Source organism: Kineococcus siccus, assembly GCF_009906795.1.
Taxonomy (GTDB): domain Bacteria; phylum Actinomycetota; class Actinomycetes; order Actinomycetales; family Kineococcaceae; genus Kineococcus; species Kineococcus siccus.
Genome location: NZ_JAAALN010000125.1, coordinates 1 through 12962 on the forward strand (window position 1 = coordinate 1; position 12962 = coordinate 12962).

The 12962-nt window shown below is 76.6% G+C and carries 10 protein-coding genes and 1 pseudogene; 2 read left to right on the top strand and 9 right to left on the bottom strand.

Annotation, left to right across the window (positions count from 1 at the left end; genetic code table 11):
* Positions 1–197 (top strand): annotated as a pseudogene (locus GTR02_RS14025) (hypothetical protein); the annotation flags it as partial.
* Here the strand turns inward: GTR02_RS14025 and GTR02_RS14030 are convergent.
* The 8 genes from GTR02_RS14030 to GTR02_RS14065 form a co-directional block, all read right to left on the bottom strand.
* On the bottom strand, positions 194–1204 hold the full coding sequence (locus tag GTR02_RS14030) for an ABC transporter ATP-binding protein (protein WP_338073809.1): 1011 nt from the start codon (positions 1202–1204) through the stop codon (positions 194–196). The pseudogene GTR02_RS14025 and the gene GTR02_RS14030 overlap by 4 nt on opposite strands.
* Positions 1201–2211, bottom strand: a complete 1011-nt coding sequence (locus GTR02_RS14035; RefSeq protein WP_166608115.1) for an oligopeptide/dipeptide ABC transporter ATP-binding protein — start codon at positions 2209–2211, stop codon at positions 1201–1203. The genes GTR02_RS14030 and GTR02_RS14035 overlap by 4 nt, the downstream gene beginning before the upstream one ends.
* Entirely contained in the window at positions 2208–3116 is a 909-nt protein-coding gene (locus tag GTR02_RS23280; RefSeq protein WP_166608124.1) for an ABC transporter permease, read from the bottom strand. Before GTR02_RS23280 ends, GTR02_RS14035 begins: the two co-directional genes overlap by 4 nt.
* A gap of 35 nt (positions 3117–3151) precedes the next feature.
* Complete coding sequence (locus GTR02_RS14045) at positions 3152–4093, bottom strand: ABC transporter permease subunit (protein WP_166608116.1); 942 nt, start codon at positions 4091–4093, stop codon at positions 3152–3154.
* Positions 4090–5619 (bottom strand): ABC transporter substrate-binding protein, encoded by a 1530-nt coding sequence (locus tag GTR02_RS14050; RefSeq protein ID WP_166608117.1) that lies wholly within the window; start codon positions 5617–5619, stop codon positions 4090–4092. Before GTR02_RS14050 ends, GTR02_RS14045 begins: the two co-directional genes overlap by 4 nt.
* 172 nt (positions 5620–5791) lie before the next feature.
* Positions 5792–6817 carry a lysylphosphatidylglycerol synthase domain-containing protein gene (locus GTR02_RS14055; protein WP_166608118.1) on the bottom strand — a complete coding sequence of 342 codons (1026 nt, stop codon included), beginning with the start codon at positions 6815–6817 and terminating at the stop codon, positions 5792–5794.
* Between the two features lies 1 nt (position 6818).
* Positions 6819–8837 (bottom strand): glycosyltransferase, encoded by a 2019-nt coding sequence (locus GTR02_RS14060; protein ID WP_166608119.1) that lies wholly within the window; start codon positions 8835–8837, stop codon positions 6819–6821.
* Positions 8834–9772, bottom strand: coding sequence for a glycosyltransferase family 2 protein (locus tag GTR02_RS14065; RefSeq protein WP_166608120.1), 939 nt, complete (start codon positions 9770–9772; stop codon positions 8834–8836). The genes GTR02_RS14060 and GTR02_RS14065 overlap by 4 nt, the downstream gene beginning before the upstream one ends.
* Before the next feature lie 184 nt (positions 9773–9956).
* Here GTR02_RS14065 and GTR02_RS14070 point away from each other — a divergent pair, with 184 nt between their 5' ends.
* The gene (locus GTR02_RS14070; protein WP_166608121.1) at positions 9957–10733 is read left to right on the top strand and encodes a methyltransferase domain-containing protein; all 777 of its coding nucleotides are present in this window, start codon (positions 9957–9959) and stop codon (positions 10731–10733) included.
* 15 nt (positions 10734–10748) lie between these two features.
* On the opposite strand, the gene GTR02_RS14075 is transcribed toward GTR02_RS14070, so the two are convergent.
* Positions 10749–12962: hypothetical protein (locus tag GTR02_RS14075; protein ID WP_166608122.1), on the bottom strand; the 2214-nt coding region annotated here is incomplete at its 5' end.

A 12962-nucleotide genomic window follows, 5' to 3' on the forward strand; every position in this document is an offset into this window, starting at 1 on the left:
GTGGGGGCCGCCCCCCCGAACACGCCGGGGACGTGAACGCCGCCATGGCGGGCACCCGCCTCCTCTCCTGCGTCGTCGAGCGCCGGCTCGCCCCCTGGCCGACGGGGGCCTTCCTCGCCCTCGAGACCGTCCTCGCGGCCGCGCTGGAGGTCGAGCACCGGCGGGCGACGCGGCCGCCGCCGGCCCGCGGGGCCTAGACCCGCGCCTCCCGCGAACCCACGACGCCGTGCAGGTGGCACGCCGCGGTCTGGCCCGCGCCCACGGCCTGCAGGGCCGGGTCCACGTCGGGGCACGGGTCGAAGGCGTGCGGGCAGCGCGTCCGGAACCGGCACCCGGACGGGACGGCGGCCGCCGACGGCACGTCGCCGGCGAGGACGGTGCGCCGGCGCGCCCGCTCCAGCGCGGGCGAGGGCACGGGGACGGCGGACAGCAGCGCCTGCGTGTACGGGTGCTGCGGGTCGGCCGCGAGCTGCTCGGCCGGGCCCACCTCGACGACGCGCCCCAGGTACATCACGGCGATCCGGTCGCTGACGTGCCGGACCGCGGCGAGGTCGTGCGACACGAACAGGTACGTCAGGCCCAGCTGGTCCTGCAGGCGCCGCAGCAGGTTCAGCACCTGCGCCTGCACGCTGACGTCGAGCGAGGCGATCGCCTCGTCGCACACCACGAAGTCGGGCTCCCCCGCCAGCGCCCGCGCGATCCCGACTCGCTGACGCTGCCCGCCCGAGAACTCGTGCGGGTAGCGCGAGGCGACCGAGGCGTCGAGGCCCACGAGTTCGAGCAGTTCCGCGACGCGGGAGGCGCGCGCCCGCGCCCCGGGGTGCAGGCCGTGCACCTGCAGAGGTTCCGCCACCGTCTGGCCGACCGTGGCCCGGGGGTCCAGCGAGGCGTACGGGTCCTGGAACACCATGACGGCCCGGCGGCGCAGGGCGCGCAGCGCCGGGCGGGACATCGCGGTCACGTCCGCGCCGTCGAACTCGACGGTCCCGCCCGTGGGTTCCACGAGGCGAAGCAGCGCGTTGCCCAGCGTCGACTTCCCGCAGCCGGACTCCCCCACGAGGCCCAGGGTCTCCCCCCGGCGCACCTCCAGGTCCACCCCGTCCACGGCCCGGACGGCGCCGACCACCTTGCGCCGCAGGCCCTTCGAGCGCACCGGGAAGTGCACCTGCAGGTCGCGCGCCCGCACCAGCACGTCGTCGGTCACGGGATCTCCCGCCCGTAGAAGGTGGCCGCGCGGTGCGGCCGCGGGTCCGTGCCGCCGACGCGCACGAGCGGCGGTTGCTCGGTCTCGCACCGCACGTCCCCGCGCACGGGGCAGCGCGGCCAGAACACGCAGCCCCGCGGCAGCTCCGTCGGTGGCGGTGGGGTGCCGGCGATCGCGACGAGGTCCGGGGCGCGGCGCCCCGGGCCGCGCTGCGCGTCCACGCGGGCGGGCAGGGCGCCCAGCAGCCCCCGCGTGTAGGGGTGCGCGGGGGCGTCGAACACGTCGTCGACACCGCCGTCCTCGACGCACCGCCCGCCGTACATCACGAGCACCCGGTCGGCGATGCCCGCGACGACCCCGAGGTCGTGGGTGATCCACACGACCGCGGTGCCGTGCTCGGCCTGCAGCCGGGTCACCAGGTCGACGATCTGGGCCTGCACGGTGACGTCCAGCGCGGTCGTGGCCTCGTCGGCGACGAGCAGCCGCGGCTCGCCGGCCAGGGCGATCGCGATGACGACGCGCTGGCGCATGCCGCCGGACAGCTCGTGCGGGTAGCGCTCCAGCGCCCCGCGGGGATCGGGCAGTCCCACGTCGGCCAGCAGGTCGGCCGCGCGCGCGCGGGCCGCGGCGCGGCCGGTGACCACCCCGTGCGCGAGCAGCCCCTCGGTGAGCTGCCGCCCGACGCTCAGGACGGGGTTCAGCGACGTCATCGGGTCCTGGAACACCATGCCGATCCCGTTGCCCCGGACACCCCGCAGCTCCGCCTCCGACATCGCGAGCAGGTCCCGCCCGCCGAACGACGCGGTGCCGGTCACGGTCGCCGAGGCCGGCAGCAGCCCGAGCAGGGCCAGGACCGAGACGCTCTTGCCGCTGCCGGACTCCCCCACGATGGCGACCGTCTCGCCGGCCCCGACCGCGTAGTCGAGGCCGTCGACGACGTGCGCGGGACCGCGCGGGGTCTCCAGCCGCACGCGCAGGTCCGCGACCTCGAGCACGGGCGCGCTCACCGCCGCACCTCCGCGCGCCGCCGACGCCCCGGCCGGTGCCGCGCGGCCTCGAGGGCGCTGCGCTGCTGCGGGTCCAGGACGTCGCGCAGCCCGTCGCCCAGCAGGTTGAAGGCCAGCACGAGCACGACGATCGCGAGCCCCGGGAACACCGCGATCCACCACGCGAGGTCGATGTAGCCGCGGCCCTCCGACAGCATCCGGCCCCAGCTCGGCGCGGGTGGTTGCGTGCCCAGGCCGACGAAGGACAGGGCCGCCTCGGCGAGGACCGCGAACGCCAGGCTCACCGAGGTCTGCACGATGATCGGGGGCAGGGCGTTCGGCAGCACGTGCCGCAGCAGCAGCCGCGCGTCGGAGGCCCCCACCGAGCGCGACGCCCGGACGAACACCTGCTCCCGCACCCCCAGCACCGCGGCCCGGGTGACCCGCGCGAACACCGGCGTGTAGGTGATGCCGATGGCGATCATCGCGTTGGTCGTGCCGGGGCCCAGGACGGCGATGACGGCGATCGCCAGCAGGATGGCGGGGAACGCGAACAGCACGTCCATGAGGCGCATGAGCACGGCGTCGATCCAGCGGCCGTAGAACCCCGCGAGCAGGCCGGCGAGGACGCCCACGACGAGGGAGAAGCCCACCGCGACCGTGCCGACCTGCAGGGACACCTTCGCCCCCAGCACGACGCGGGACAGGACGTCGCGGCCGAGGTCGTCGGTGCCGAACCAGTGGCCCGCACCGGGCGGCTGCAGCCGGTCGGAGACGTCGACCTCGTTGAACCCGGTGGGCGCGATCTGCTCGTCGAACAGCGCGACGACGACCACGGCGAGCAGGACGAGCACCGCGAACAGCGAGGGCGGGGAGCTCAGGAGCAGGCGCAGGGTCGCCCGCCACCGGCCCCGCTCGGGCCGCACCCGGACCGGCGGTGCGGCGGGGCGCGCGGGGGCGCTCACGCCGCGATCCGCGGGTCGAGCCGCCCGTAGAGCAGGTCCACCCCGAGGTTCAGCAGCAGGAACACCACTGCGAACAGCAGCACCGCACCCTGCAGCAGCGGGTAGTCGCGGGCCTCGACCGCCTGCAGCGCCAGCTGACCGAGCCCCGGCCAGGCGAACACGATCTCGACGACGACGACCCCCGAGAGCAGGTAGGCGAGCTGGACCCCGGTCACCGTCACCAGCGGCAGCATCGCGTTGCGCAGCACGTGCCACGACAGCACCGCCCGCGGCCCGAGGCCCTTGGCCCGGGCGGTGCGGACGTGCTCGGCGGACAGCGCCTCCAGCACGCTCGACCGGGTGAACCGGGTGAGCACGCTGCCCGAGACCAGACCCGTGGTCACGGCCGGCAGGACCAGGCTGTGCAGCCAGCCGGCCGGGTCGCGCGCGAACGGCACGTACCCGCCCGCGGGGAACCACCCGAGGGTCCCGGCGAACAGCAGGATCAGCATGATGCCCATCCAGAACTCCGGCACGGAGATGCCGATCTGGCTGACGACGGTGCCGAGGCCGTCGACGGCCGAGCGGGGCCGCAGCGCCGAGGCCGTGCCGAGCGGGACCGCGATGAGCAGCGCGACGACGATCGAGCCGAGCGCCAGCGAGAGCGTCGCGGGCAGCCGCTCCAGGATCAGCGCCGTCACGGGTTCGCCGCTGCGGAAGCTGACCCCGAGGTCACCGCGGACCGCCCCGCCGATCCACTGCAGGTACTGCGCGGGGAGGGGCTGGTCCAGGCCCGCGCGCTCGCGCAGCGCGTCGTAGGTCGCCTGGTCGAAGCGCGTGCCCAGCGCCAGCCGCACGGGGTCACCGGGCACGAGGTGCACGAGGGCGAACACCGCGAGGCTGACGCCCAGCAGGACGACGAGGGACTGCGCGGCCCGGCGCAGGGCGAACCCGCTCACGCGGGCAGGGTGACCTCGTCGAAGTCGATCGCCTTGTCGGGGCGGATCGTGTACCCCCGCAACCCGGGCGCCCACGCCTGCACGGCGTCGGGGTTGTAGAGGTAGACGTAGGAGACGTCGTCGACGATCTGCTTCGCCGCCTGGTCGTAGAGCGCCTTGCGCGCCGCCTCGACGGGTTCCACCGCGGCGCGGTCGAGCAGGTCGTCGGTGACGGGGCTGGAGTACTTCTGGTAGTTGTTCGCGCCGCCCGTGCGGTGCTGGTCCTCGTAGAAGTCGGCGGGGTCGATGTTGCCGAGCCAGCCGAGCAGGAAGGCGTCGAAGTCCCCGCGGGACTGGCGGTCCAGCCAGGTCGCGAAGTCCTCGGTCTGGATCTGCACCGTGATGCCGAGGGGTTCCAGCTGGCTCGCGATGACCTGCGCGGCCGTGACGGTCTCGGGGTACTCCGAGGTGACCATCAGGCCCATCGTGAGCGGCCCCGCGACGCCGGCCCCCTCCAGCAGCGCCTTCGCGGCGTCCGGGTCCGTGGTGAACGGGGCGTAGTCGTAGTACCAGGCGCTGTCCTCGGGGATCGCCGTCTGGTTCGGCCGGGCCGTGGCGAAGCGCGCGGCCTCCGTGATCGCCTGGCGGTCGAGCGCGGTCGCGATCGCCCGGCGCACGTCGCGGTCGGAGAAGGGCGCCTTGGCGCAGTTCATCGCCAGGTACCAGTAGTCGACGCTCGCCACCTGGCCCAGTTCCACGGAGTCGTCGCCGGCCAGCTGCTCCACCTGCTGCGGCGGCACGTTGTCCGTCCACTGCACCTGGTCGCTCTGCAGCGCCGTGAGGGCGGCCGCGGGTTCGGTGATGAACTGGAACGACAGTCCGGGCAGGGTCGCCCGCTCGCCCCAGTGCTGGTCGAAGCGGGTCAGCTCGACCTCGCCGGCGCTGACGCTGTCGAGCACGAACGGGCCGGTGCCGACGGCCTTCGTGGCGAGCGTGGCTTCGTCGACGCCCGCGGGCAGGATCGCCATGCCCTTGAACCCGCCGATGCGGCTGAGCAGGTTCGGGGTGGGCGACGTCAGCGTCAGCACCACGTGCGTCGGGTCCTGCGCCACGACGTCGGCGACGGTGGCGAACCGCGAGGCGTTCGCGAGCTGCTGGTCGATGATCCGCTTGAAGGAGAACACGACGCTGTCGGCGGTGAAGGGGGAGCCGTCGTGGAACGTCACGCCCTCGGCGAGGGTGAACGTCCAGCTCAGCCCGTCGGGGCTCGTGGTCCACGACGTCGCGAGGCTCGGCTGCATCGACAGGTCCTCGGCCGGGACCACGAGGGTGTCGTAGACGTTCTCGAGGATCTGGAAGCTGGCGTAGGCCGTCGTCTTGTGCGGGTCCAGCTGGTCCGGCTGCGCGCTGATCGCGGCGACGAAGCCGCCGCCGGCACCGGCCTCGGCACCGGTGCCGTCACCGGTGTCGACGCCCTCACCGGTGGTGCAGCCCGCGACGACGACGGGCGAGAGGGCCAGGGTGGACAGGAGGGTGCGGCGGCGCATGCGGGTCTCCGGGGGGCGTCGGGGTCGCGGACGTGTCGTGCGTCGAGCCCCCGCGGACGGGGCCCGGGGGGCCTACCGCCGCCACACTGTGCCGAGGTTCGCGGCCGCGCACCAACCCGGACACCCCCGGCCGGGCAGACGTGACCTGATCGCAACCCGCGGCGCGCGCCGCTCAGGGGGCCGGGGCGGGGCCGTCGGCCGCGGGGTCGTCCGCCGCGGCCGCCGCCCGGACCCGGGCCAGCGCCCCCCGCGCGGTGAGCAGCGCGCCGAGGGCCAGCAGCACGTCCGCGAGCGTCAGCAGGACCCGGGACGCGAGCACGACGACGGCCGCTCCCCCGCTGCCCGTGCCCAGCCCGACGAGGGCGGCGAGCGCCACCTCGCGCGCCCCGGCCCCCGCGGGCGCGAACACCACGAGGAACCCGACCGCCCACGCCAGCGCGTACCCGCCCAGCGACAGGGCCAGCAACCGCCCCGGGCCGAGCTCGCCGCCGCCGACCGCGGAGGCCAGCACGAAGACCTGCAGGCCCACAGCGCCCCAGGACGCCAGCGCCCACAGCGCCGCGGCGAGCAGCCCGCGCCACGTGACGGGGTGCTCGAGCGGGTCGCGGCGCGCCACCCGCAGCAGCACCCCGAGCAGCGGGTTGAGCACGCGCGGCACGAGCAGGACCAGGAGCAGGGGCGTCAGCCAGCGCAGCCACCCCGTCCACGCCCAGCCCGTGAGCTCGGCGCCCGTCCCGTCGCCGCGGCCGGCGAGCGCGACGGGCAGCACCCCCGTGACCAGGAGCAGCGCCGTGGTCATCGAGACCAGCAGCGCGACGACCAGCGCGGACGCCGTGCGCCGGCGCGGGACGCCGTAGTCGCGGGCCAGCTCGGCCTGCGCGACGAACTGGAACACCGTGCCGGGGATGTAGCGGCCGAGCTGCCCGACGAAGAACACGCGGGCCGCCGCCCGCCACCCCAGGCGCGAGCCGAGGTCGCCCAGCACCGCCCGCCACGACGCCCCCGACAGCGCGACGTTGCCGAGGGACAGCACGAGCGCCAGCAGCACCGTCGCCGGGTCCAGCCGGGCCCACGCGGCCGCGATGGCGTCGGCGTCGCGCACGACGTAGACGACGGCCAGGGCCAGCGCCACGACGAGGAAGCCCAGGCGCACGACGGGCGAGCGCAGGGCCGCGAGCACGCGCGGCAGCAGCCGCACGTCAGCGCTTGCGGAAGGTGAGCAGGACGAACGTGTAGTCCAGGCCGGTCCGCTTCCAGTGCACGGGGCGCTCGGGGTGCGCGAGGACCTCGTCGGTCAGCTCCCCCACGAGCTCGAGCCCGACGCCGGACGCGACACCGGTGAGCTCGCGCAGGTCGTCGGGGCCGAAGATCCGCACGGGCGCGCCGTAGGCGGTGATGCCCGTGGTGTCGGGCGGGTCCTGGTCGTAGTCGGTGGACAGGGCCAGGACCCCGCCCGGGCGCAGCACGCGGGCCGTCTCGGTGAGGAACGCCTCGACCGGGACCCCGTGCTCGATCACGGACATGCAGGTCACGGCGTCCAGCGAGGCGTCGGCCAGGCCCGTCGCCGTGACGTCGCCGTGCCGGAACTCGACGCCGTCGCGGTGCACGGTGGCGCCGAACTCGAGGTTGATGCCGGCGAGCGCCCCGCGCTCGCCCCCCAGGCCGTACAGCCGCAGCCAGGGCAGCACCGGGGAGTAGCGCGCGCTGCCGGCGTCCAGGACGCGGGCCGTGCGCGAGCCGTCGTCGGCCAGGGTGAGCACGGCCGCCACGGCACCGAGCGCGTCCCAGTTCTTCGGGGCGTCGGGGTGGGCGGGCAGGCGCAGCCGCCGCGTCTGGGCCAGGGCGTCGGCCACCTCGGCGGTGTCGTGGAGCACGCCCGTGCGCGGGACGCCGCTGGGCACGGGCCGCAGGGCCGGCGGGGCGGCGAGCTCCCGGGCGCCCAGGACCTCGCCCACGCGGCGCTGCACGCCGACGCGGGTCCACAGCGCGTGCTCGGCCCCGCGCTTGGCGACCTCGAGGAGGCGGCCGCCGGGCGGGGCGGCGGGCGTGCCCCCGGTGGCCGCGGCGGCCACGGCGCCGAGGTAGGCCGACCAGGGGGCGCGGGAGTCGGGGCTGCGGACGCCGTCGCGCAGGGTCTGCAGCCCGCCGTCGGCGAGCCGGCGCAGGCCCGCGACGAGCGCGGGCACGCTGCCGGGCTCGACGAGGACGCCGTCGACGCCGTCGGTGACCTGCTGGGGGAAGGAGCCCGTGGCGGTCGCGACGACGGGCAGGCCGTGCGCGAAGGCGAGCAGGGCGTTCTGCGACGCCGTCGCCGAGCGGTAGGGCAGCACGAGCGCGTCGTGGGTGGCCAGCAGCTCGGCCAGCTCGGACGCGGGCACGTAGCCGGGGCGGACCTCGACCCGGCCGTGCAGCGCGGGGTCGCCCGCGAGCGTCAGGACGCGGCGGCCCGCGTCGCCCCACAGCTCACCGGCGATCGTCAGGCGCGCGCCCGGGACGTCCCTGAGCGCCTCGAGCAGCAGGTCGACGCCCTTGTACTCGCGCACGACGCCGAGGGACAGCAGGCGCACGCCACCGTCGCGCGGGACGTGGGACCCGGCCGCGCCGGCCGGCGGCTCACCCCCGGGCAGGTGGGGCGGCAGGTCGGCGACCTCGACGTGGCGGGCGCCGTGCGCGCGCGCCAGGTCCGCCTGCGCGGGAGAGTGCACGACGACCCCGTCGACGCTCGCCAGCAGGCGGCCCACGAGGAGCGCGTCGCCCGGCCGCGGCTCGTGCGGCAGCACGTTGTGCGCGACGACGACGGTGCGGGCCCGCGAGCCGGCCGTGCGCATGCCGCCCAGGACGGCGAGCAGCGCGGGGACCTGGAAGGGGACGACGTGGACCAGCACGACGAGGTCGGCCTCGGCGATGCGCCGGCCCGTGCGCACCCACGAGGCGGGCGAGTCCCACGCGAGCGGCCGGGTCGTCGGGACGAACTCGGCGACCTCGGGACGACCGCCCGGCACCTCGCGCTCGCCCGGGTACAGCACGGCCGGGTACTGCCGCGACCACGACACCAGCGCGACGTCGGCCTCCGGGTCGGCCGCGAGGTGGCGCGCCAGCTCGGTCGTGTGGGCGACGGTGCCGCCCTTCGCCGGGTGGGCCGGGCCGACCACGACGACCTTGCGACGGCCCGTCGCGGACCCGGGGACGGGCGCGGCCACGGGCGCGACGTGGCTCACGAGGAGTCCCGCGAGCGCACCACGAGGTCGGCGAGCAGCGCGACGGACCCGATGAGCAGGCCCGAGACCAGCAGCAGCACGGTGTTCGCGGGGAAGTAGAACAGGTGGCGGACCATGTCGGTCACGGCCTTGACGGCCCCGAGGCCGAAGAGGAACAGCGCCAGCGGCATGAGCACGCGCAGCGGCTCGAAGTACATGACCATCCGCAGCACCTGGAGGATGTAGCGGTAGGCGTCCTTGACGAAGTGGAACTTCGACGTGCCCGCGCGCTTGGCGTACTCGGTCGGCACGTACTTGATGTCGTGCTGGTTGCACAGGAACGCCAGCGTGATGGTGGTGACGCAGCTGAACCCGGGCGGCAGCAGCCGCAGGTAGGGCAGCGACACCTCCTTGCGGAACGCGCGCAGCCCGGAGTTCAGGTCGGGGATGCGCTGCCGGGCGAGGACCTCCGCGACCTTGCGGATCACCCACTTCGCGGGCACGCGCAGGACCTTGTGCGAGCCCTCCTCCGTCGTGCGGGCCCCGACGACCTGGTCGTAGGTGTCGTCGGCGAGCAGGATGCGCACGAGCTCGGGGATCCGGTCGTTCTGGTACGTCATGTCGGCGTCGGTCCACACGACGATCTCGCCGCGGGCCATCTGCGTCCCGATCCGCCGCACGGTGCCCGAGCCGCCGTTGCGCCGGAACGCGACGACGCGCAGGTGCGGGAACTCGCGCTCGGCCTGGCGCAGGACGGCCAGCGTGTCGTCGGTGGACGCGTCGTCCACCGCGAGCAGCTCGTAGGGCATGCCGTCGTCGTCCATCGCCTTGGTGATCCGCTGGATCTCCGCGAGGACGTGCGCCTCCTCGTTGAAGCAGGGCAGCACGATGGTCGCGACGGGGGCGACGGTGGAGTCCGACGGAGCGCTGTCGGTGAGCGGGTGTTCGGGAGGCATGGCGGGTGGAGCTTACCCAGCCGGCGGCGCCGCGGCCGCCGTCCCGCGCCGCCCGCCGCGGCCGCCGCGGGCCCCGTCACGGGCTCGTCACCCTCCCTCCACCACCGCGCACGCACGGGCACCGCGCGTCACGGCGTTCCCCCGCGCGTCCGGGCCGCCGCACGCGTTGGCAGGATCACGCGTCGTGGAGCAGCGACCGGGTGAGGACCAGCGGCGGGAGACCGAGCGGCGCGCCGACCGGCGCCGGGCGCAGTCGAGGTCCTTCGGCGTGGCCGCGGCCGCGTACGAGCGCGGGCGGCCCAGCTACCCGGCGGCGGCGCTGGACTGGCTGCTGCCGCCCGGCGCGCGCCGCGTGCTCGACCTCGGCGCGGGCACCGGCAAGCTCACCCGCTCGCTCGTGCAGCGCGGCCTCGACGTCGTCGCGGTCGAGCCGACCGAGGGGATGCGCGCGCAGTTCCGCGAGGTGCTGCCCGGCGTGGAGCTCGTCGCGGGCACCGCGGAGGAGGTCCCGCTGCCCGACGCGAGCGCCGACGCCGCGCTCGCCGCGCAGGCCTGGCACTGGGTCGACCCGCAGCGGGCGGCGCCCGAGGTCGCCCGGGTGCTGCGGCCGGGGGGCACCCTGGGGCTGCTGTGGAACGTGCGCGACGCCGGTGTGCCGTGGATCGCCCGGCTGGACCGGATGCTCCCGCAGGCGGGCGAGGAGCACCTGCGCAGCATGGCCCCGGTCGTCGGGCCGCCGTTCGGGCCCGTCGAGCGCCTCGACGTCACCTGGACGCAGGTCATCACGCTCGAGGAGCTGATGGACCTCACGGCGTCGCGCAGCTGGGTCATCACGCTGGAGGAGCCGCAGCGCAGCGCCGTGCTGGCCGACGTCCGCACCCAGGCGCAGGAGCGCCTCGACGCGGTCGGGGTCCTGGAGATGGCCTACGTGACGCGCTGCTCGCGCACCCGCCGGCCCTGAGCCGCCCGGCCGCCGTCAGGGGGCGAGCGCGGTCCAGAGGTCGACGTCGATGACCTGGGCGCCGTCGGGCCGCGTCGTGAGCACCCGTTCGTCCTCGGGCGTGCGCAGGTCGCTGACCTGCCGCACCCCGGTGCCGCCGAGCGCGGCCAGGGTGTCCGGCGCCGCGGTGTCCCCGCCCGCGGCCACGAGCACGGGCCGGCCCCCCGCGGCCCGGACCTGCGCGGCCTGGCGCCCGGCCGCGGCCCGCAGCGCGTCGGTGTACTCGGGCGTGCCCGGCCGGCCGACGGACGTCGGCACGACGATCGAGGCGGACGGCACGCCGCACGTGCCGCGCAGGACCTGCGGCCACTCGTTGCGCGCGCGCGGGTCGACGGCCAGCGCGACGTCGCCGGGGGCGAAGGACGCACAGGCGGCGGCGACCGCGGCGAGCTCACCCCGCTCCGTGCGCTGGGTCGCGACCGGGGCCGTGGCCAGGGCCGCGGGGAGCAGGAGCACGAGGCCGCCGACGGCCGCGAGGGCGGCCGGGACGGCGGTGCCGGGGCGCCCGACGACGCCGAGGCGCTCGACGGCGGGCTCGCCCGGGCCGAAGGTGACCGTCCGCGTCCGGGTCCGGTCCTCGCCCGGCAGCAGGCGGGCGACGCGGCCGGGCATTTCGCGCACGCCCCAGGCGACGGCCGCGGTGGCCAGCAGCACGACGGCGGGCAGCACGAGCGGGACGAAGCGCCGGTCCGCCCACGGGTGGTCGGGCGTGATGCCCGGGCGGTAGAGCGTCAGGAGCACGGACCCCGTGGCGACGACGTAGGGCGCCGTCCAGGCGGGCAGCGGGGCCCGGCCCTGCAGCGCGGGCACGAGGCGCAGCAGCAGCACCACGGCCGCGACGCCCGCGAGCGCGACGGCCGGCCACCCGAGGTACCAGGCGATCCAGTCGACGCTGTGCTCGGCGTAGGTGCGGCCGCCGTCGACGGGCAGGCCCTGCGCGAGCTGCAGGCCCGCGACGAGGCGGCTGCCGGGGTCCGCCGGGTCCTGCCGGACGACCAGCCACAGCGGGCGGCTCGCGAGGACGAGGAGCACCGCGGCGAGCACCGCGGCCAGGACCGGCCCGAGCCGCGGCGAGGTCAGCGCGCGCAGCCGCGCGAGGACGCCGCGGCGGGCCAGCCGCACGGCCAGCCAGGACACGGCGGCCAGGGCCACCAGCGCGCCGACGAGCGGGACGAGGGAGCCCGCGATCGTGGCGAGGTAGGGCCGCGAGGTCGCGACCGCGGCCAGCGCGGACAGCACGGTCGTGACGGCCGTGCCCGCCAGCAGGGCCCGCGCGGCGGGGTGGCGCAGCGCCAGGAGGACCGCGACGACGGGCAGGACGAGGGCGTCCTCGCGCAGCGCGTCGATGCGCACGAACCCGCACGCGCCGAGCAGCAGCCCCGCGGCGCCGCCAAGCCGGGCCGCGCTCAGCGGGGCGGTGCTCGCCGTCGCCGCCACGAGCAGCGCCGCGGCCGCCGCGAGCAGGAGCAGGGCCGGGGGCTCGGAGTAGGTGGAGCGGTTGGCGTGCAGCACCGGCTGGGCCAGCGCGAGGGTGGCCGCCGCGAGCGGCGCCCACCGGGGCCCCACCAGCCGCGCCGCGAGCCCGGCCACGGCGAGCACGCCGGCGGCGCCCAGGACGGCCGGGACCAGCAGCAGCCCGGTCCACCCGCCGGCCCACTCGCCCAGACTGAACAGCGCGGGCGCCCCGAGCAGGAACTGCGGGACGACCACGTCGCCCACCTGGTAGAACGCGGGGCTGGCGAGGGAGACGGCCGGGTCGCCGAGCACGGCGCGGCCGCCGAGGGCCGCCAGCGACGGGTCGACCGGCAGGCCGTGGGCGGTCGCGAGGTGGTGCGCGTACAGGGCGAGGGACCCCGCGTCGCGGCGCAGCACGACGTGCTCGGCGTGCGTGAGCCCCGCCCACAGCCCGGCGCCGGCGGCCACCGCGGTGCTCAGCAGGGCCGCCCAGCGCGGCGCGGCGACGACGGGCGTGCCCCACGCGAGCCGGCCCGCGAGCACGGCGACGACCAGCACCACGGGCACCGCGACCACGGGCGTCCACAGGTCGAGCAGCACCAGCGGCACCGCCACCGCGGTGATCGCCGCGACGGCCGCGGCGAGGACCACCGGGACCCGGGTCAGGAGCACCCCGGCCCACGCGCTCCCGGGCGCCGCGCTCCCGCTCGCGGGCGTGCCCGGGAGCGCGTGGGC

Bases quoted from the DNA above. Each gene is read 5' to 3' on its own strand.
- GTR02_RS14050 (WP_166608117.1), bottom strand. From the start codon at position 5,619: ATGCGCCGCCGCACCCTCCTGTCCACCCTGGCCCTCTCGCCCGTCGTC.
- GTR02_RS14065 (WP_166608120.1), bottom strand. From the start codon at position 9,772: ATGCCTCCCGAACACCCGCTCACCGACAGCGCTCCGTCGGACTCCACC.